This is a genomic window from Shinella sp. (assembly GCF_035998705.1).
In the GTDB taxonomy this organism is placed as follows: Bacteria; Pseudomonadota; Alphaproteobacteria; order Rhizobiales; family Rhizobiaceae; genus Shinella.
In genome coordinates this window covers 289,957-310,188 of record NZ_DASYHH010000012.1, presented here as the reverse complement: position 1 = coordinate 310,188, position 20,232 = coordinate 289,957, and the positions used below count along the sequence as shown (strand labels likewise).

Annotated in this window: 19 protein-coding genes and 1 pseudogene; 1 reads left to right on the top strand and 19 read right to left on the bottom strand. The window is 61.7% G+C overall.

The features are described 5' to 3' along the window. Positions 1-109 precede the first annotated feature (109 nt). From VGN93_RS11235 to VGN93_RS11145, 19 genes and pseudogenes are all read right to left on the bottom strand, one after another. Positions 110-1,066, bottom strand: a complete 957-nt coding sequence (locus VGN93_RS11235; protein WP_319317092.1) for a substrate-binding domain-containing protein — start codon at positions 1,064-1,066, stop codon at positions 110-112. Positions 1,067-1,134: 68 nt separating this feature from the next. Beyond that, positions 1,135-2,157 carry an ABC transporter permease gene (locus tag VGN93_RS11230; RefSeq protein WP_319317089.1) on the bottom strand — a complete coding sequence of 341 codons (1,023 nt, stop codon included), beginning with the start codon at positions 2,155-2,157 and terminating at the stop codon, positions 1,135-1,137. Then, positions 2,154-3,614 (bottom strand): xylulokinase, encoded by a 1,461-nt coding sequence (gene xylB / locus VGN93_RS11225; RefSeq protein WP_327507570.1) that lies wholly within the window; start codon positions 3,612-3,614, stop codon positions 2,154-2,156. The genes VGN93_RS11230 and xylB overlap by 4 nt, the downstream gene beginning before the upstream one ends. A 4-nt stretch (positions 3,615-3,618) precedes the next feature. Then, complete coding sequence (locus VGN93_RS11220) at positions 3,619-4,248, bottom strand: SIS domain-containing protein (RefSeq protein ID WP_327507569.1); 630 nt, start codon at positions 4,246-4,248, stop codon at positions 3,619-3,621. Positions 4,249-4,336: 88 nt separating this feature from the next. After that, a complete protein-coding gene (locus VGN93_RS11215) occupies positions 4,337-5,275 on the bottom strand; it encodes a sugar-binding transcriptional regulator (protein ID WP_319317080.1) in 939 nt (312 codons plus the stop codon). Positions 5,276-5,432: 157 nt separating this feature from the next. Then, entirely contained in the window at positions 5,433-6,734 is a 1,302-nt protein-coding gene (locus VGN93_RS11210) for a dicarboxylate/amino acid:cation symporter (protein WP_319317077.1), read from the bottom strand. Then, positions 6,727-7,605, bottom strand: coding sequence for an ABC transporter substrate-binding protein (locus VGN93_RS11205; protein WP_319317074.1), 879 nt, complete (start codon positions 7,603-7,605; stop codon positions 6,727-6,729). The genes VGN93_RS11210 and VGN93_RS11205 overlap by 8 nt, the downstream gene beginning before the upstream one ends. Continuing rightward, positions 7,602-8,342, bottom strand: a complete 741-nt coding sequence (locus VGN93_RS11200; protein ID WP_319317071.1) for a DUF1194 domain-containing protein — start codon at positions 8,340-8,342, stop codon at positions 7,602-7,604. Before VGN93_RS11200 ends, VGN93_RS11205 begins: the two co-directional genes overlap by 4 nt. Before the next feature lie 17 nt (positions 8,343-8,359). Next, the gene (locus VGN93_RS11195; RefSeq protein ID WP_319317068.1) at positions 8,360-8,503 is read right to left on the bottom strand and encodes a hypothetical protein; all 144 of its coding nucleotides are present in this window, start codon (positions 8,501-8,503) and stop codon (positions 8,360-8,362) included. Then, positions 8,491-8,934, bottom strand: a pseudogene (locus VGN93_RS11190) (DUF1194 domain-containing protein); the annotation flags it as partial. The gene VGN93_RS11195 and the pseudogene VGN93_RS11190, both read right to left, overlap by 13 nt. 327 nt (positions 8,935-9,261) lie before the next feature. Further along, positions 9,262-9,948 carry an ABC transporter ATP-binding protein gene (locus VGN93_RS11185; RefSeq protein ID WP_319317047.1) on the bottom strand — a complete coding sequence of 229 codons (687 nt, stop codon included), beginning with the start codon at positions 9,946-9,948 and terminating at the stop codon, positions 9,262-9,264. After that, the gene (locus VGN93_RS11180; protein WP_319317044.1) at positions 9,945-10,682 is read right to left on the bottom strand and encodes an ATP-binding cassette domain-containing protein; all 738 of its coding nucleotides are present in this window, start codon (positions 10,680-10,682) and stop codon (positions 9,945-9,947) included. Before VGN93_RS11180 ends, VGN93_RS11185 begins: the two co-directional genes overlap by 4 nt. Further along, a complete protein-coding gene (locus tag VGN93_RS11175; protein ID WP_319317041.1) occupies positions 10,679-11,698 on the bottom strand; it encodes a branched-chain amino acid ABC transporter permease in 1,020 nt (339 codons plus the stop codon). The genes VGN93_RS11180 and VGN93_RS11175 overlap by 4 nt, the downstream gene beginning before the upstream one ends. After that, complete coding sequence (locus tag VGN93_RS11170) at positions 11,698-12,564, bottom strand: ABC transporter permease subunit (protein ID WP_413818643.1); 867 nt, start codon at positions 12,562-12,564, stop codon at positions 11,698-11,700. Before VGN93_RS11170 ends, VGN93_RS11175 begins: the two co-directional genes overlap by 1 nt. 132 nt (positions 12,565-12,696) lie before the next feature. Beyond that, a complete protein-coding gene (locus VGN93_RS11165; RefSeq protein ID WP_319317035.1) occupies positions 12,697-13,935 on the bottom strand; it encodes a transporter substrate-binding protein in 1,239 nt (412 codons plus the stop codon). A gap of 51 nt (positions 13,936-13,986) precedes the next feature. After that, positions 13,987-15,492 carry an amidase gene (locus VGN93_RS11160; RefSeq protein WP_319317032.1) on the bottom strand — a complete coding sequence of 502 codons (1,506 nt, stop codon included), beginning with the start codon at positions 15,490-15,492 and terminating at the stop codon, positions 13,987-13,989. A gap of 117 nt (positions 15,493-15,609) precedes the next feature. Beyond that, positions 15,610-16,668 (bottom strand): phenylacetaldoxime dehydratase family protein, encoded by a 1,059-nt coding sequence (locus tag VGN93_RS11155; protein WP_327507568.1) that lies wholly within the window; start codon positions 16,666-16,668, stop codon positions 15,610-15,612. A gap of 223 nt (positions 16,669-16,891) precedes the next feature. Then, positions 16,892-17,824, bottom strand: coding sequence for a nitrilase-related carbon-nitrogen hydrolase (locus VGN93_RS11150; protein WP_319317026.1), 933 nt, complete (start codon positions 17,822-17,824; stop codon positions 16,892-16,894). 138 nt (positions 17,825-17,962) lie between these two features. Next, positions 17,963-18,745 (bottom strand): IclR family transcriptional regulator, encoded by a 783-nt coding sequence (locus VGN93_RS11145; RefSeq protein WP_319317024.1) that lies wholly within the window; start codon positions 18,743-18,745, stop codon positions 17,963-17,965. A 386-nt stretch (positions 18,746-19,131) separates the two neighbouring features. Between VGN93_RS11145 and VGN93_RS11140 the strand changes: the two genes are divergently transcribed. Next, entirely contained in the window at positions 19,132-20,076 is a 945-nt protein-coding gene (locus VGN93_RS11140) for a DUF1402 family protein (RefSeq protein ID WP_319317135.1), read from the top strand. The last annotated feature ends 156 nt before the right edge of the window (positions 20,077-20,232 follow it).

Genomic DNA, 20,232 nt, shown 5'->3' with positions numbered 1-20,232 from the left:
GGAGTGTCTTAGAGTATGTCTGGTTCAACCTGAATCAGACATACTCCAGTTTCCTTTGTTTTCGTTTGTCTTTTCGGGAAAACTGGTTCCCACTTTTCCCTGACAAACTCTAGTAGGCCTTGTCGATGGTTTCGCCGGCATTGTCCTTGTTGACGAGAAGCGGCGGGCTGTCGATGACAGGCTCGAGCGTCTCGCCGTCGAGGAACTTCTTGATGTTTTCGACCTGAATCTGCGCGAGCCTGGCAGGCTCCTGGATCGCGCCGGCCTTCAGGATCGAATTGTCCTCGATGTGCTTTACGCCGAGCTTGTCGACGAAAGCGTAGAGCGTCACGTCGCTGCGGCCGAGCTGCTCGATGGCTGCGATCGCCCCCAAAGCAGCCGGTTCGGTGTCCGAATAGACGACGGTGATATCAGGATTGCCTTGAAGCATTTCGGTGGTGACCTTAAGCGACGTGGTCTCCTCGACCTTGCCGTTCACCAGCGCGACGAACTTGACGTTCGGGTTCGATGCCAGAGCTTCCTTGAAGCCCTCATCACGGGTGTTGGCCGAAACGGAGGTCGGCTCGCCAACGATGCCGATCACGGCCTTACCCTCTGCACCGATGTCCTTCAGAAGCTGCTGGCCGATGAAGGTCCCGCCGGCCTTCTGGTCGGTTTGAACAGCTTGCTCGACCTTCAGGTTCTCGGCCTTGAGGCCTTCCGGATCCGGAAGAAGATTGATGGTGAATACGGGGATATTCGCCTGGTTGAGTTCGGAAACCGATGCGACGCAAGGGCCGGACGAGACGCAGTTCAACGCGACTGCGTTGACGCCCTGCTGGACCATGGTCTGGACCTGCGAAAGCTGCTTGGCATCGTCGTTGTCGGCGATGAGCACGCGGACTTCGAAGCCCTGCTTGGCGCCGTTTTCCTCGAAGCTCTTCTTCATGGCGACATAATAGGGGTTCGTCAGGTTCGGAAGCGCTACGCCCAGAACTGTCTTGTCCTGTGCGTGGACCGCTGCGGCCGAAAGAGCCAGTGACACCCCAAAGGCTGCCAATACGGAATTCTTCACGAGTTTCTTCATCGCTATCCTCCTGTTTGGATGATGAATTCGATTGCCGGATCGGCCGGCGCCGTCTCTGGTTCGCGCTTTCAGGCGCTGGCCGAAAACTTTTTCTTCAGCAGGGCGATCCAGGGAAGGGAAAGCCGACTGGATGAACGCATGGTGTCGAAGGTCACGCCGACGAGGATGATCACGCCGATGACGAGGGGCTGCCAGTAGGCGCTGACGTTCAGAACGTTCATGAGGTTCGAGATGGTGGCAATCAGCGTTGCGCCGATCATTGCACCCCAGATCGATCCGATGCCGCCAAAGAGGCTGACACCGCCCACAACGGCGCCGGCGATCGAAAAGAACAGTTCGTCGCCGCGGCCGGCGGTCGGATAGCCGGTCATCAGACGAGAGCCATAGATCAGGCCACCGCATGCACCGCAGAGACCGGAGATCGCATAGACGAGGATGGTAATGCGGGAGGTATTGACGCCCGCAAGGCGCGCCGCTTCCACATTGCCGCCGACGGCGAAGATATGCGTTCCGGTGACCGTTCGCTTGATGAACATGGCGGCGGCCACGACGGCAATCGCGAGAGCGACGACCGGGAAAGGAATTCCGAAGAGCTTGTATTGCCCGATGAACCGGAAGCCGAAGTCCATGACACGGATGGATTCCGCACCCGTAATGATTTGCGGGATGGAGGCAGCGACACCCATCATCGCGAAGGTCACGATGAAGGGCGGTACGCCTGTCTTGTCGATGATGAGCCCGTTGAGGGCGCCGGCAAGCGCTCCGGCTGCCAGCACGAGCAGCGCCGCGACCGGCCAGGGCAATCCGACATATTCCATGAAGACCGCAGCGAGGACGCAGGTCATCGCGACGATCGACCCACAGGAAAGATCGATGCCCCCCGTGAAGAGAACAAAGGATTGCCCCAGGCAAAGAAAGCCGATGACTGCGCCGTTGAGAAGCAGCACGAACAGGTTCGAAAGCGTGAGGAAGTTGGGAGAAGCGATTGAACCGGCGATCATCACGACGAGAAGAACGAATGCGATGCCCGCTTCGGCGGGAATTCGAACTCCCTTACCTTCTTGTGGTTGGATCTGTGTCATGTCCGTCATTCCTTCCTCCAATCTGCGAGGGGCAGGGCGGCCCTGTAGGCTCCCCGCACGTCTTCCATCCGTGCGTCATCACGCTTGCACGGCTCCGCCACGATTTCGTATCGAGGCTCCCATTGTTCAGCGATCTTTGAGGTATGGTGTCCGCCAACGGCCGCTGCTGCCTGGACTGCGGCGCCCGCCGCCGCCGCCTCCGGGAGGTCGCAAGTCCAGACCTGCCTTCCTGTGAGATCGGCGAGGATCTGGCGGTATGCCCTGGAACGCGAGGCGCCGCCCGTGACGATCAGCCGACCGTTACGCTCGAGGCCGTGAGATGAGAGATAATCGCCACCTTCGAGAAGGCCGCAAATTACCCCTTCAACGGCGGCACGGGCGATCTGGCTCGGTTCGACGTCGCTGCGAATGCCAGCGAGCACGCCGGTCGCATCCGGCAGATTGGGTGTTCGTTCTCCGTCGAGATAAGGAACGAGCACCAGTCCGCGCGCACCCGGCTCGGTGGTGAGGGCGAGTGTATCGAATTCGTCGGTCGTCGCGCGCAGGATCCTGCGAAACGCGTCGGTCACTTTCGCCGAATTCAAGGTGGTGATCATCGGCAGGAACGCGTCCGCCGCGTCGGCGTAGCCGTTGATGGCCCCGGTTGGATCCTTGATGCCGATCGTCGTCCGGCCGTAAAGCGTACCGCTGGTTCCGAGGGAGATGACAACGTCACCCTCGCGGATGCCCATGCCGAGCGCCGCCGTCATGTTGTCGCCGGAGCCGGCGCCGACGAGTGCGCCTTGAAGAGGCTCAAGCCCATCGATCCGCTGAACAGGCCCTGCTGCCTCGCTTGAAGCAATGATCTCGGGCAGGACGCGTTCCCAATCCATATCAGGCGCGGCCAGTTCGGCGAGCGCGAAGTCCCATCGGTTGTCAAAGGGATTGAAGTATCCGGTTCCCGACGAGACGCCGCGCTCGGTCGCAGCCCGGCCGCTCAGCCGGTAGAGAAGATAGTCTGAAGGAAGCATGATCCGTCGCGCTTTGGCGAGCAAACCTGGATGAACGCGTTCGGTCCACGCAAGTTTGCTGATCGTCAACGCAGCGGCAGGCACCGAACCAGTCCTTTGTGCCCACTCCTTTGGAGATAGCTTCTCGCAAAGCGTTGCGGCGTCGGACGCGGACTCGGTGTCGTTCCAAAGCTTGGCGTCGCGCAGCGGCAGGCCGTCCTCGCCGAGCATGACAAGGCCATGTCCCTGGCCGCCGACGGAAATGCAGGCGATGCGCGGAAGGTACGTCGTCAGTTCGCCGAATGCGGAGACGAGCGCCTGCCACCATGCCTCGGGCGCCTGCTCACTGCGCGGCGGCGTTGTTGGCGGGTGCGGCTTGCGCGCTTCGGCCACGACCGCGCCGTCTTCCAGGCGCCGCAGCACGACCGTGCAGGACTGGGTGGAGGAATCGACGCCGGCGGCGAGATCGCGTTGCATCCGTTCAGCCCCCGGCGTTCTGGAGCCGCTTCAGGCTGTCGTCAGCGTCGCGGCCGACCGCACCGGAAGGATGGGTGAACAGAATCTTGTCCCAACCGTAGCCCCGTGCGACGCGGCAGACTTCGACGAGAGCGTCGGTCACGGCGGCGGTCGCAAGCGAGCTGCCGGTTGCAACGACGGCGCCGAGATCGCTGTCATCAGGGAGCGTCAGCTTGATTACGTCGTCGGACATCTGCGCAAGCGGAGAACTCGGGTCTGCCGTAATGGAGATCAGCCGCGAGCAGAGAGCCTTGGCGCGTGCGCAAAACTCGTTGAGTTCATCCGAGCTGCCGCCCTTGGAAAGGGCGAGGACGAGATCTTCCGCTTGAAGGACGCCCAGTCCGCCGTGAAGGCCGTCGGCCGGAGGCAAGTAGAAGGCGGGTGTGCCGCCGACGGAAAGAAGATGTGCTGCCCGGCTGGCGATGGCGCCGGAAGTGCCGCTTCCGGTGACCAGGATCTTACCCTTGCACTCGATAAATTTCCTGGCAACGGCGATAAAAGTCTCATCGACCCCGTCAAGCGTTCCAAGAATAGCCGCGGCATCCGCTCGGATTACCTGCTTCGCGCGACCGACCCACTCGTGTTCTGACTGCATGGAAGTCTCCCTGATGAGCGGATTCATAGGGCAGGCTGCAAAACGCGTCAAGTGAGTATATGAATGCTCATTTGAGCGTAATTGTTGGTCAAGGCGCCATCAGTTTTCTTGCGACTCCGGCGTCCGTGATGAGAGTCGTGATCCAACGGCCCTTCAGTGTTGCGCGGATCGCGTCCGCCTTTTCGATGCCGCCGCCGATGCCAATGCGTTCCGGAATACGCCGAAGCTGCGCGGTGCTCAGGCAAAGGCCGGTTTTGTCCAGGGGGCTTTCCACCGCTTCGCCGGCCTCATCGATGAGCGTCGCGCATACGTCGGCGCACACGTTCTTCTTCAACGCCTCACGCCGCCAGTCCTCAGGAAATCCGGAACAGAGACACGACTCTGCCGGCCGCCAGGAGCCGATGCCGACGGCGAGAACATCGATCCTGTCATACCGCGACATGGCGCTCGCAATGGACGTCTCGTTGCGAAGCCTCGTTATCAGGTCCGGATCGTCGACCCACATCGGGCCGAATAGCGGATAGGCGGCCCCGCCGCTGGCTCGAGCCACGCGATGGACGAGCTCGGTCGGATTCTGGGAAAGGTCCAGCCCGGCAGGACTTCCGCCGGCTTGGACGACGTCCACCCGAGGTAGCCGCCCAAGAGCCTTGCCCGTGGCGGAAAGCGTGCGTCCCCAGGCGAGCCCGAGCAATTGCCCGTCCACCAGCGACTCTTCGAGAAAATCTGCCGCGAGCAGGCCCAGCGGCTCGAAGAGTTCCCCCGAATGAAGGTCCGGGCCGTCCAGGACCAGGGCCGCTTTGAGTCCGTATTTCTGCCGAAGCTTTTCGGCCAGTTCAGTATTCATGTCGCCTTGATCGCTGATCTCGATCTTGACGATCCCCTCGGCCAGGGCGGTATCCAGCAGCCGGGCTACCTTGAATCGCGAAATTCCGAGTTCGTCGGCGATCTGGGATTTTGTCTTCTGCTCGATATAGAAGCGGCGAGCGACGAGTGAGGCTTGCAATTTCTGTAGTGGGCGTCGAGACATTTGAGAAGAACTTCGCTCATTTGTTGCAAATATCTCGGTCTTTTGCCAGATTATCGGTGGATGGGCAACGGCGGCCTCGGTCGTGTTGGACAGTCATGCCTTGCCCCGCCTATCCAACGCTCTCGGACAAAGGCTGGCTGCGGCATCGGTTTTTGATTCAAGAAACTGCCGGATCCTGCAGGGGAAACGTTTCTGTCGTGGTTCCGGTGTCGTGATCGCTCGCTGTCGCGAGCAGCACGGTCGTGGCAGCATTCGCCTGGACGTTCACGACGGTCAACACCGGATCGACGATCGGATCTATCGCCACGAGCAGGATGATCGCCACCTCCACCGGCAGGCCAAGCGGTATGAGGATCAGCGACATCATGGAAAGGGCTGCCACACCGGGTGCTCCCGCCGCAGCAAGACCCGCCAGAACGGAGGCCAACAGAATGAATGCCATCTGACCCGCATCGAGATCGACGCCGTAGAGATTGGCCAGGAACACGGTCGCGATCGCGAAGTGGAAAACCGAACCTGGTGGATTGAGGGTGATGCCAAGCGGCATGACCAGGTCGACGACATCGCGATCCATGCCGAGGCCACGCTTCAAACCGCGCAACGCAGCCGGCAGGGCGGCAAAGCTGCTTGACGTGCCGAACGCCACGAACGCCGCCTCGCGCAGCGCCGATACAGGTCGCCGGACATCGCCTCCGAGCCTCCTCCAGACAATCAGGGAGGACAGCAGCACGAGCACGAGGCCACCGGCATAGATCAAAAGGACGAGTTTCAGCATGGCGATCAGGATCGGCAGGCCGATGCTCGAGACCTGACTGTAGGCCAGGCAGAAAAGACCGATCGGCAAAATGTAGATGAGCCAGCCGATGATCGTGGTGAGTGCGTCATAAAGGCTCTCGAACAGCGCTATCGCCCGCTCGGACTTCTCCTTGTCGATCGAGCCGAGCGCAACACCGAACAGCAGCGCGAAGAACAGGATGGCGAGCATGTTGCCGCTGCTGAGCGCGACGAAAATATTTTCCGGAACGATGCCGATCGCAATGTCCATGAAGTCGGCCGCATTCGTTGCGCCGGTTGCCGCCTCGGCACGGAAAATCACCTCGCCGATCACCTGCCGCGCCTGGTGCTGAAGGTTGACCCCGGGCTGCCCGGCTTCGCCGAGAAGCAATCCGAGGCCGCCGGAAAGCGCCAGCCCGGCCGCGAAAAAGCAGACAAGACGGCCGAGATATCGCCGCGCCGCGCCGCTGGAGAAAAGCTTGGCGAGGCTCGTTACCACGGCCGAGAACAGCAGGGGAATGAAGCACATCTGCAAAAGCCGGAGATAGATTTGCCCGGCGGATTCGATGAGCGGCGAGGCCCCTGCGTCGATCCATCCGTAAAAGGCCCCGCACGGGAGGCCGGCGAAAACGCTGGCCGGGTGCAGGAGGAGGGAGGCGAGATGCCGTCCGGAGGTTTCAATCATTGGCCAACCCCCTGTCGGCGGAATAAAGATGGCTATCCAGAATGGACTGCAGGAAGCCGCTCTCGCCGCTTTTGCCGAGATAGAGGTCGATCCACGCCTTCAGGTCCTGGTCATCGCGGTTCACCGCTATGGCGATCGTGTCCGGATGACCGGTGAGGTGGAATGGCCGAAGGTCGAGCGATCCTGCCGGATCGGTATGGCGCCAGTTGCCGATCTCGATCTCGTCATACATCAGGGCGACGAGTTCGCCGGTTTTCACGGCGGCGAGCATGGCGCGCCAGTCGCCGAATTCCACCATCTGGGCCCTGGGGAAATCCTGCTTGAGGAAGCCGATATAGGAGGTGCCGCTGATCACGCCTATGCGGGAGGCTGGGTCGTCGAGCAGCGTTACGACGGAATCGGCGGCATTGCCCGTCCGGCGCTCGGCAGCCAGCTTGCCGAATTCCAGCCGGTTGATCAGCAGGAACTGCCGCACGCTGACATAGCTCCGGCTGAAGCTCACGCGCGCCGCGCGCTCAAGCGTATCGCTGAGCAGGCTGATGGCGATATCGGCCGTGCCGCTTCGGACCTTTTCCACCACGCCGTCGAAGGTTGTCGCCGATCGGTCGAAGACGACCCTCACGCCAAGCTTTTCGGCAATATCGTGCGCGAGGGTCGGGTCGATGCCGACCAGATTGCCGCCCGCATCCGTGTAGAAGAACGGCGCAACGTCCTCGCGGAACATCGCAACGGTGAGCACGCCTTGCTGCTGGATGCGTCCGAGCGCGGAGCTCGCCGCCCGCGCATGCAGCGGCCCCGCCATGGAAAGCGCGAGTGCGAAAAGCAGCGACAGGGCAAGACCGAAAGCGGACGGGAAAGATCGGGACGTCATCGCAGATAGGCCGTGGTTTCAGCGTCTTGCGGCGAAACGCTCCCGCTGATTTCGATCGCCATCTTCCGGCGTAGCGCCCGCGCATAGCCGGGCGGGTCGTTCGACGCCGATACGAAGGCCCCGGGGCCTCCAATGACGTTCTCGCGCAAATAGCCGGCAAGATCGTCCGTCACCCCCTTTTCGGATCGATCGAGGGCGATGGCGTTGATGACGTGCCCCTCGGCCAGGGCCTGTCGCCGGCTGACGCCGATGGGCAGGCCGTCATTGTTGGTCCCGTTCGTCGAGATATCGATCACGGTTCTCATGGCCTTGCCGCTCCAGGGGCGAAGCGACAGGCTGCCTGCATCGATGGCAAAGGAAATCGATGTGTGCCCGCCGCGGCTGCGGCCATGGCCGGTATCGCCGTAGTCTTCTATCACCTGTGCGGCCGCTCGGGCCTGCACTTCGTTGCAAATGGCCCGCCAGGGCAGGACGGTGCGCAGGCTGCCGGCGCTTGCCCACTCGAAATAGGTGATCGCGATGCAACCGGTTTCCCCCCGGGTAATGGCGGAAATCACCTCTCGCGAACGCAGGGCCTCGGCATGCCCGATCCTCTGCCGGTCCGCGCGCGCCGGATCGACCGATGTGGAACTGTCGACGGCGAAGACAATGGCGACATCGACCTCCACGAGATCCGTTCCCGCCGCGGGCACACAGGACAGCCAGAGCGAAACGGCAAATGTTTTCAGGCGTAACATGCTGGTATTCCCCACATTCAATGCCGCACCGGTCGCTTGCTGGTCGCAAAACCGTCGAAGTCGGGGATCGTGCGGACAAGGGGCACATACCGTGTCGCGCAGGCATCGAGAGAGGCCGCGACCGTCGACGGCGGCGGACAGCGCGCGATCAGTTCCGCCAAGAGCCGCCCTCCGGCCCGATTGCTATCTGGCCGCTGCGGCCGGCATGGAATGCAAGGCGCATCGTCCCCGCATCCGCCGCGCGGTCAGACAACCCTGCGATTTCCAGCACAAGTTTGCGGCGCAGTGCCGCCACATAATCGTCCGGCCCATGGGGCGCGATCACGAAAGAGGCCGGACCGCCGATCACGCTTTGCCGGAAGTAGCCCGGCAGATCGTCGGTCACGCCGACCTCGACGGCTGAAAGCACGATGGCATTGATGACATGGCCCCTGCCGACAGCCTTGTCGCGGCTCTGCGTCACCGGAATGCCGTCGTTGTTGGTGCCGTTCGAGGAAATATCGACGACCTTGCGCGTCGCTTCGCCGGGGAACCGGTCGAGCAGCAAGCTGCTGGCCTCGATCGCGAAGGACAGCGACGTCCGGCCTCGACCGCGTCGCTCCGTCCCGGTGTCGCCAAAGGGATCGCTTGGCTTCCCTTAAGCCTTGTTCGCGACGATATCGCGCGCGGCAGCTTGCATGTCATCGGCGCCTCTTCCTGGCGCGAGCCTATCGATATCGTCCTCATTCGCAACCGATCGACGGGGTCGAAAACCCTGGACCGCTTTTGGGACGAATTGTCGGTGCGGGGCTTGAGCGGTTCGCTCGCGTGAGCTGATGTGTGGCGACCGGTTGCCGCGCTGACGTGTGTCCCAGCAGTTTCATGCGCAGCGAGGTCTTCATCACATTCCCCGGATTGGATGTGCGGCTCCCTCGAACGCTCAGTGCAGCTCTTCCATCGCAAGCAGATCGCGCGGACGCACTTCCTGCGCGATCGTGCCCTTCTGCATGATCAGTACCCGGTCTGAGAGTGCGGCGATGAATTCGCGTCGTTGCTCCACCACGATGAGGGTCAGGCCCTTGCGCCTGCGCAAATCCATCAGCGTGTCGACGATCTCCTCATTGATCGATGGCTGGATGCCCTCGGTCGGCTCATCGAGCATCATCACCTTGGGCTCGCCGCACAGGCACCGAGCCAGCGCCAGGAGCTGCTGCTCGCCGCCCGACAAAAGGCCGCCGGTCCGCTGAAGCAGCGGCTTCAGCCGCGGGAAGAGTTCGAGAACCTCCTCGGTGACGCCTTTTCGATGTCCGCCCGAAACAGCGCTGCCCATGCGCAGGTTTTCCGCGACCGTCAGCGCCGGAAATATCTGCCGTCCCTGCGGCACGAGGCCCATGCCGCTTCGGGCACGATGGTGCGTCGGCATCCGCGTCACGTCCTTGCCGGCGAATGTGATCTTGCCGCGCGTCATGGCGCGATAGCCAAGCAGGGTCGTGAGCAACGTCGTCTTGCCCATGCCGTTATGTCCCCAGATGCCGACGCATTCGCCGTCGGCGACATCGAAACCGATGTCGTGCAGGATGGGAATGGCGCCATAGCCGGATGCGAGACCGGAAACCGAAAGGATCATAGCGTCACACCTCCTGCCTGCTTGCCCAGATAGACGTCCTTCACCCGCTGGTCGGAGAGGACCCGATCGACCGTGTCCTCCATCAAGACCTGCCCACGGTTGAAGACCGTTATCGTCTTGGCGATCATCTTGATGAACTCCATGTCGTGTTCGACGACGATGATCGCGCAACGGCCATTGATCTCGCGGATGAGCTCGGCGGTTCGTTCGCGCTCGCGCCCGGTCATGCCAGCGGCCGGTTCGTCGAGCAGGATCAGCTTGGGACGGCCGGCAATGACCACCCCGAGTTCGACCCATTGCCGCTGGCCATGGGAAAGCTTCGCCACCTCGGTCAAGGACTCGGCCCTGAGCCTGATGGTTTCGAGGACCTCGTCGGTGATGCGATCGGCCTGCGCCCGCCGATTGCGCCTGCGCGCCGAAAGCCAGAGATTTTCCCGGACGCTGAGATTGTCGAAGAGGCTGGGGATCTGCGTCTTGATGCCGACCCCGAGATCGGCGATCTGGTGAGTTTGCAGACCCCGGATCGGCACGCCGTCGATCGCCACGCTTCCGGCCGATGGTCGGTGGACGCCCGTCAGCAGGCGGAAGAAGGTCGTCTTTCCGGCGCCGTTGGGGCCTATGAGACACCGCAGCTCTCCCTGCGCCAGGGAGAAGTCGACGCCTTGGACGGCCTTCAGTCCGCCGAATTGGATTCCGAGGTCTTTCGTTTCAACGAGAGGCGCTGCGTTGGTCATGCCGCTTTCTCCTGCTGGCGGATCGTCCGCGCCTGTATCGTGCGCGCAAGCTGTTGCAGCGTCGGCACGAACCCTTGCGGGAGCAGCAGCACCATCAATGTCAGAATGGCGCCGAGTATGACGTCCTTGTTGATCGTGTCGACCGTCGTCAGCCATGTCGTCAGCCACTGGATGAAGAAGCAACCAAGAATTGGTCCGATGAACGTGCCGACGCCGCCGACCACGATCCAGATGATGATCTGCACCGACTGCGAAAGTGCAAAGACGGTCGGATCCGTATAGTTGCCCCAGTTTGCATAGAGGCAGCCCGCGAGGCCGGCGATACCCGCGCCGATGATGAAGGTCACCAGCTTGTAGCGGCGCACGTCGTAGCCCAGCAGCTCGGAGCGCCTCTCGTTTTCCCTGACAGAAACAACGATGCGCCCGAAATCGCTGGAAACCAGATACCGCAGGCCGACATAGGTGGCCGCGAGAACGACGATGCAGAGCGTAAACAGCCCGATCGTGTCGAGTTCCGGGGCGGTGAAGCCCGGAACCGTGAGGCGCGGTACGGAGGGAATGCCGTTGAACCCGCCAAGCGGCGCCTTTCCGATCTTGTATGCCGGGCCGGAGGTGGAATTCGCGACCTTGAAGAAGATGAGCGACACGGTGAGCGTGATCGCTCCGAGATAGACGTCGCTGACCCTTCCGTAGAACATGAGATAGCCGAGTGCCGCGGCAAACAGGCATGGAACGACGATCGCCAGCAGCAGCGCCGATGTTGTCTCGCCTAAATTGATCGAGGCGATCGCGTAGGAATAGGCGCCCAGCCCGAAGAACATGGCATGGCCGAAGGACAGGATTCCGCCGAAGCCCCAGATGAAGGCAAGCGACAGCGCGAGGATCGCCAGGATGACGTAGATCGTCATCTGCAGGATTTCGTACTCGTTGAAGATCACGGGGAAGAGAAGGATGGCAAGCAGCGCTCCGCCCCCTGCTCCCAGGGCTGCAGCTCGATTGTTCCAATCCATGGTCATCAGATGCTTCCTCTGAAAAGCCGCCCGGTGATGCCCTTCGGCATGAGGCGGACAAGGATGACGGCAGCAAGCAGCATCGCGACTTCGCCGAAGACGGGGGTCGTGAGGAAGCTGGCGACCTGGTTGACCGTGCCGAACAGGCTGGATGCAGTGAGCGTGCCTGCAACCACCGATGCGCCACCGCCGATGACGGTGATGAAGGCCTTGGCGACGAAGCTCGTTCCGATACTGGGCAGCACGCCGGTGATCGGCGCCATGACGCCGCCTGCGAGGCCGGCGAGTGCCGCGCCGAGCCCGAAGGTGATCGCGTAGGTGCGCTTCGGATCGACGCCGACCGCGGCGGCCATGTCCGGATTCTGCATCGTCGCACGCGCGATCAGCCCGAATTCGGTCTTCTTGAAGAGAAGAACCAGCAGAAGCACCGTGACGATCGACACGCCGATGATGAAAAACTTGTAGCCGCTTACATTGGCGCTTCCGAGCGTCACGGCCCCGATCGGCGAAGAGATGCCGGTCGTCGTGTTTCCGAAGAACGTGGTGACCAGACCGACGAAGAGTAGCGACAGGCCCCATGTCGCGAGCATCGTGTCGATGATACGGCCATAGAGATGGCGAACGACCAGGCGCTCGACGACAAGGCCGAGCAAGCCCACGACGACGGGCGCGACGACGAGAATGGCGACGTAAAAATTCACGCCATGCTTCACTGCCATGATGGCCGTATAGGCACCCAGCATCAGGAATTCGCCATGGGCGAGATTGATCACGCGCATCATGCCGAAGACGATGGCAAGGCCGAGGGCGATCAGGATGAGGCTCGAAACGCCGGCGAGAATCTCCAGCCCGGCGGTCAATGCAAAGGTCACGGCTTGCATCCTTTGTAATGGGAATGGCCCGCCCCTCCATATGCGGAAAAGGAGCGAGACATGCCTCGTGAAAAGATCTTCAAGCCGTTCGGCCCGTCGTCGGCGGCCGAACGGCTCCGGGAGGGGCCGTCGTTACGGCCTGATGACGAACTGTTCGTTTGTGTCCGGATTTTCAGTCAGGTTGCAGACCGCCTGGGTATCGACGGACGCCTGCTGATCCCACTGCTTCAGGATCTTGAACTTCTGGTTCTCGGTCTCGGCCATGCGGGCGTCGAGTTTTACGTGATGGGTCTGCGGATCGATCGTGACCTTGCCGCTCGGGCCATCCAGCGAAATGCCGGTTTCCAGCGCCTCTATGACCGGAATGCGATCGGTGGTGCCGGCCTGCGCGACGGCCTTGGCCCAGAGATGCATGCCCTGATAGGTGTTGCAGGCGAACTCGGTCACGACGGGATAGTCGTCGCCGAAGCGCTTGTGCCAGCGCTCGATGAAGGCCTTGTTGACGGGAGAGTCGATGGACTCGAAGTAGCTGGCGAACGTGATGATGCCGTTGCTTTCCTCGGCGGAGAGGACAACCTGCTCCTGACCGTGGCTGAAGGTACTGGAAACCAGCGGGATCTTGCCATTGAGGCCCGCCGCCGCCCATTGCCGGTAGAAGGAAACATGCGCGCCGCCGACGAGCGCCGAGAAGACCATGTCGGGCGCCGCGGCCTGGATCTTCTGGATGGTCGGGCCGAACTCGGAGACATCGAGCGGGAAGAACTCGACGGCGACAACCTCGCCATCCTGCTCCTTGGCATATTTCTTCACCCATTCGGAAATGATCTGGCCGTAGTTGTAGTCAGCGGCAACGACGTAGATCTTCTTGCCGAAGCGGCTGATGGCCTCCGGTACGGCGGACGCCAGGTTCTGCGCCGGCGTCGCGCCGGTGCAGAAGGTGTTGCGGTCGCACACGCCGCCTTCATACTGGGTGTTGTAGAAATAGAGCGTCTTCGCCTTTTGCAGCACGGGGCGGATGACCTCGCGCGAGGAAGACGTCATGCCGCCCTGAACGACGGCCACCTTGTCGCCAAGCGCCATCTTCTGGGAGATCTGCGTATATTGCTGCATGTTGGATTGCGGATCCCGGGTGATCAGCTTGATCTGCCGGCCGAGCAGGCCGCCGGCCTCGTTGATCTCCTCGGCGGCCAGGATAAGCGCATCCGCCATCGGCTTGCCATAGAGGTCGAGCCCGCCGGACAAATCATGGATTCCCCCGACAAGGATATCGTCGGCCGCGAACGCACGGGATTCCAGCAAGGCAGGCCCCACGGCCAGGACGGCGGACGAGGTCGCCGCGCGCTTCAGAAATTCACGTCTCGATATGGTCATCGTATTCCCCTTTTTTGGTGATTTGGATTCGAGTTCGGGATGTTCGCCGGCTTACTCCCCCAGCTTCTCGAAGGCGTGGGCGGCGCGGTAGAGCGTCATTTCGTCGAAGTGCCGTCCGACGAGCATCATGCCGATAGGCAGGCCATCCACCTTGCCGCACGGAATGCTGATGGCCGGATGGCTCGTGAGGTCGAACGGAAACGTGTTGGTCATGTTTTCCGTGGCGCGGCGGAGTGCCATCGACCGGGACGCATCGGCGCCCGGCAGGGGCGGCGCCTTCATCGGTGTCGTCGGCATGAGCAGGATGTCGTGGCGCGCCAGCGCCGCGTCGTAGTCCTGCCGAAGCTTCCGCGTCAGGTTCTGGGCCTTGGCGTAATAGCGTCCACCGCCGGCGCGGATCATGCTCTCGCCGATCAGCATCGTCTGCTTGACGGTGTCCGGCAGTTCGTTGGCGCGCGCGCGCCATGCCGCCTGGGCCTCGATCATGCTGGTGATGAAAAGACCTTTCCAGTTGTAGCCGTGGCCATTGCCCTTCATCAGCTGTTCGGTGGCGCCCTCGAAAGCCACGACGATCCAGAGCGCCGGGCCGAGCCGGTGCATCGGAACCGAAACCTCTTCGACGATCGCGCCGAGATCGCGGAACCGGGCCGCTGCGCTGCGCACGCTCGCATCCACCGCCGCTTCGGATTCCGGATGACCGAAGCCTTCGCTCAGGATGCCGATCCGCAAGCCTTCCACGCTCTTGCCCAACGCGTCCGTGTAGGCTTGCGGTTGCAGAAGCGTGGGCTGGCGCGGGTCGAGCCCGTCGGGACCGGCGATCACTTCCAGCATGAGGGCGTTGTCGGCGACGGTGCGCGTCATCGGCCCGAGATGATCGATCGTCAGTTCGATCGGCATTGCGCCGGTATAGGGAACGAGGCCCCATGTCGGTTTCATGCCGACGATGCCGCAGTAGGAGGCGGGTGTCCGGATCGAGCCGCCCTGATCGCCGCCGATCGCCAGGTCAACCTCGCCGCTCGCCACGAGCGCGGCGCAGCCGGAGGACGATCCTGCGGCCGAGTGATCGGGATTGTGCGGATTGCGCACCGGCCCCTGCGAACCCGTATGGGAGCCGCCAGATAGACAGAGACATTCGCATTGCGCCTTGCCGGCAATTGTTGCGCCGGCGTCGAGCAGGCGCGTCACCACGGTCGCATCGACATCGGGAACGTAGCCCTCGAGGATCGAGGCGCCGTTCGTCATCTGCACGCCGGCGACGGCGATGTTGTCCTTGATCGCGACCGTGCGGCCGGCGAGCCTGCCCTCGCTGGCTCCCTTTATGTCCGTGCGAACATACCAGGCGTTGAGGGGATCGGAGCCTTCTGCCGGTCGGACACCGGGCGTTCTCGGATATTTGACGGGCGGCAGATAATCCTGTTCGGCGTCGACGCGGTCATAGAGGTCGAACGCGGGCTGCATCGCATCATGAAAGAACTCCAGATCGCTGTCCGAAAGATCGAGGGACAGGCTTTTCGCGACGGAGCGGAGCTCCTCCCTATCAGGGCGGATGACAGTCATGAGAATTCCCCACTTATAATTCTATATATGGAATATAGTTCAACTTGATGAATTTTTGCGTCGTTTACCCACCCCTGTCAAGGGCGTGGCCTTCTCTTCTCATCAACAACCCGCGTATCAGCCGATATGGAACGCATCGACAAAGGGCAACAAGCCTGTCTCGGGGTGACAGTTCACATAGTCGAACCGTGCGCCCAGGCTCACGAAAAGCTCATGCCAGGAAACGAACTCGCGCTCCTGCTTGTACTTCCGGTTCATCGCGATCGCATGCCGGTAGATGTCGAGATGCGTCTTGTGGGACGCCGCCCATCCCTCGAGGTTTTCAAGGGAGAGGAAATGGGCGACCACCGAGGTCTCCTTCAGCTCCGTTCCGTCCTCGCCCAGATTGGTCAGTACGCGCAGGGCAAGCGTGCCGGTTTCCTGCTTGTTATCCACGAGGTAGTTCATTCCGGTCATCAGCCGCGGCCGCATGTTGTCGACATAGTCGCCGAGTTGCTCTTCCTTCGCATGGCCCCAGTATTGCCCGGAACGCAGGGTGACCATATTGACGGGCGCCAGGACCATCAGCCGTTGGCCCTTGCCGGCAAAGGCCTTGCTGGCGCGCGGCACCGTCGTTCCATGCGGCGATTGCAGGATATCGATCGCCGAGAGGGGAATGCGGTCGCGCGCCGCGCCGAAAAAGCCGTTGGTGGTGATCGGGACGATCTCGCTGTCCGCCGTGCGTCCAATACCGACCCGGTACCAGTTTTCCGAATAGATCGTCTCGTGCCTGTCATAGGGCACGCAGAGCGTCTCGCGCCAGACACCGTGTGGTCCCGACAGGCGCGCCTCGTCCGCAAACCACGCCATCAGCGGAGCGGTGAGACAGAAGCGGGCATGGGCGACGGCGTCCGTCCAGTAGCCGACGATCACCGCATTGACATGGCCGGCGTCGTCGATGCTGCGCATGATCTCGGAGGCCTCCGGGCCGTCCGGACCGGAGAAGCTCGTTTGGACCATATGGAAGAAAGCATTCTGGCTTTCCCATGGGAGATCCTGACCCTGCAAAGCGAAGTAATCCGAAATGATGGTCGCAACCGGCTTCGTCCAGCGCAGAGCGTGGCGGGGAGCCGCAGGCTCGTGGCCCTTGGGCCGACGCTCCGGAACCGTGCGCGCATATTCCATATGGAAGACCATCGACTTTCCCTTCCCCGCGAGCCGTCGCAAGGAGCGCCGGCGCATTCTGTAATTCGAAATATAGAATAACATTCGATATAAAGAACTTCGCGTCGATGTCAACCGTCCCGAGCGGCAAGTTTTCAAAATATTCTTTATTATTCAATATGTTATATATAACGTGAAGCGCCCGCTCCATCGTACATGGAGCGGGTTGAAAACAGGCTGGCGATATTGAATTCGCCTATCGCGTGCGCATGGCCACGACAGGCGATTGCGGGTCTTCGTTCACGATCAGGGTGAAGACGTCGGGCCGGGCGTAATGGCCGACGACATCGAAATCGAATTGCGCACGCGCGACATCGTCCGTGTCGAGTTCGGCCGTCAGGATCGTTTCGCCGGAATAATCGGGGCCTGCGGCCACCCGACCGAGAGGATCGATTATGATGGCGCCGCCGCGCATCAGGACGTCCGAAGGCCCGTCGGTGATCCGGTTGACCATTGCCGCCGGGAAATCGGCACGCGTCAGATACTGGCAGGTGGATATCACGAAACAACGGCCTTCCAGCGCGATATGACGCATCGTCGAGGCCCAACTGTCGCGGTCGTCCGCCGTCGGCGCGCAATAGATGGCGACACGCTTGCCGTACATCGCCATACGCATCATCGGCATGTAGTTTTCCCAGCAGATCACGGCGCCCATCGGCCCCCAGGGCGTATCCACGGGGTCCAGGGTGGAGCCGTCGCCGAAGCCCCAGCACAGCCGCTCCGCCGCCGTGGGCATCAGCTTGCGGTGCTTTCCGGCAAAACCGTCGGGCGTGAAATAGAGGGCAGTGCAATAGAGCGTTCCGCCCTCCCGCTCGATGACGCCGATCGTCAGGTGGATGCCGACCTCGCGCACAACCTCGGCGACATCGTCCGTCTCGGGGCCTGGCACGGCAATCGCGCCCGCATGATAATCAGCGAACTCCTGGCGGCCGGCAGGCGTGCGGCCGCCGATGTGGATATCGAAATTCGCGCCCTTCGGATATCCGCCAATGAAGGCCTCCGGGAACACGACGACATCTGCGCCACGGCCGGCGGCTTCGCGGATCAGAGCTTTTGTCTTTTCGACGGTCGCGGCCGTGTCGCCGGCAACAGGGGCGGCCTGCACGGCCGCAGCAATAAACCTGGTCAATATCCCCTCCTGGTCCTTATGAAATTCGATATAAAAAATCAAATTCCATATATGGAATAATTGAGTGAATATCGAATTACGGCGGAGCGGTCAAGCTCCGTGCGGCAATGGGGTAGGGAGATCAGGATAAGGGCGTGATCAGGCGACGATCTGGCCGAAGCGCGACAGGCGGGTGGCGAGCTCCTGCACCGCGGCAACGGCCTTGATCTCGACTTCGGGCGTAGCGTCGCTTTCATACAGCATGACGGCGACGCTGGCCGTCGATCGACCGACGGAACTCGTCAGGCGCGCGCCGTAGGAATACATGTGCGGACGCGTACCGCCCTTCTCCACCGCGTAGCCGTTTTTGCGCGCCTCGGCGAGAATTGCGAGAAGTTCCGTCCGGGTTTCCGTGCTGGCCTTGGTGACCTGCGGCAGTTTTTCGGCGGGGTACAGCGCTTTGACCTCGCGATCGGTCATGGCCGCCAGAAAAGCTCTTCCCGTTGCCGTGCAGCAGGCGGGAAGGCGCATTCCGACCTTGAACGTTACTCCCAGCGGCTGCGGCGAATTACGGACGCCGATATAGAAGACGTCGCTGCCATCCAGAACCGAGATGACGGCCGCGTTCTCGCGGATCAGGGGAATCTCGTCGCAGATGTCGTAGAAATGCTGGACTATGTCATACTTGTTGATCTTGGAACTGGCGAGGTCCAGAACTTTCAGCGTCAGATCGAACGACCCGTCGGAGAACCGCTCGATATAGCCATCGGCCTGCAACGTCTTGCACAGGGAATGGGCAGAACTCATCGCAATGTCCAGTTCCCTGGCGATATCGGTCAACGTCTGGCGTTCGTCGCTGCGGGCGATGAACTCGAGAAGCTTCAGACCGCGCGTGAGGGCGGGAGCGACACTTTTCGCGGCGGATGAGTCGGACTTCGGCATTTGGAAGGCGATCCTATTCCCAGTAGATCGCGTCTTTTAAGCCGCCTGCCAGTCGGGGGCAAGGCCGACGCTTTAAGTTGCTCATTTTGCATGCAACAGAGCAGGCCGGAACATCGTGAAGAGCGGCAACCCGCACTAAACGACACAGACACCCGCCTTTACGCAGCATCTCGATGTCTGTGGCCTCCGGCTGCAACCCTGAAAGAATGCCGTCACGCGCACATGGGCGGCTGCCTGAAAGATCACCTGCTTTCGTCTTGTCGGCATCGCGCTGTCGCGTTAACTGTCTGTCAGGGCCGATTACCGGTGATGGCGTTCGCCGGTTTCGGATAGCGTGATGGGCGTATTTTATGGATTTCTTCAAGACACTCGCATTGTCGATCGCAATGGCCACTGCGGCGGGAGGGGCTCTATCGGCCGGGCCGGCGACGGCGGAGAATATGGTTGTCGTGCCACCGGGCAACCGGTTTGTCGAGCAGCCTGCCATCCCGCGCGCTTCGGCGCTTCGGACACGCGCCTTCAATACCACCTACGCGGAAAAATACGCCAAGATCGTCGACCTGCTGCGCAACGACAAGAAGCTGACGAACCTCATACCCAAGGCTGCGGTCGCCTATGGCATCGATCCCATCCATATCATCGGAGCCCTGGTGGGAGAGCATACGTTTAATGTCAGTGCCGTCGACCGGGTGCAGACCTACTATGTCAAGGCGCTTGCCTACGCCAATGCCGACTTCACATTCAGCTATAATGGAACTTCTGTGCAGGCTTTCGTGCAACGGGCGGAATTTGCTCCCTGCACCGATGCGAAAGGCAGCGCCGATTTGTGGAGTTGCCGCGATGCGGTGTGGGAAGAGCACTTTCGCGGCAGGACGGTCGACGGTCTCGCTTACGAGCCGGTGACGTTCCAGCGGGCGTTCTTCCAGCCCTTCTACGCCGGCCAGACTTTCGGTCTTGGCCAGATCAGCCCGCTGGCGGCGCTTCAGGTCACGGACCTCGTCAATCGGCTCAGCGGTCTGCCAAAACTTTCGCCAGACAAGCCGCAGGCCATTTATCGCGATGTCATGGATCCCGACCGGAGCATTCTCTACATCGCGGCCATTCTGCGGGACGCCATCGACGCCTATGCGGAGCAGGGATTCGATATTTCCGGCAATCCCGGCATCACGGCCACCCTCTACAATGTCGGTCAACCGCGCCGGCGTGCTGCGGAATTGCGGCTGGCGGTCGCCAAGGGAACCGGGCGCACATTGCCCGTCGAGAACTATTATGGCTGGCTGGTGAACGACAAGATCGACGAACTTCGATCGCTGGCCGGCGAGGGCGGCTGAGGGCGGCCGCCAGCAAGCCGCCTCGATTGCCCCGTCGCGCTCCCTTTACCCGAAAAGGATAGAGGCAGGGCTGTCTACGGGCGGCCGGGTTCTGGAGTTTGAGGTCGGATACAATCACAGTGGTGGCATCATGAGGTGCTGTTTTTTTGTCGCGAA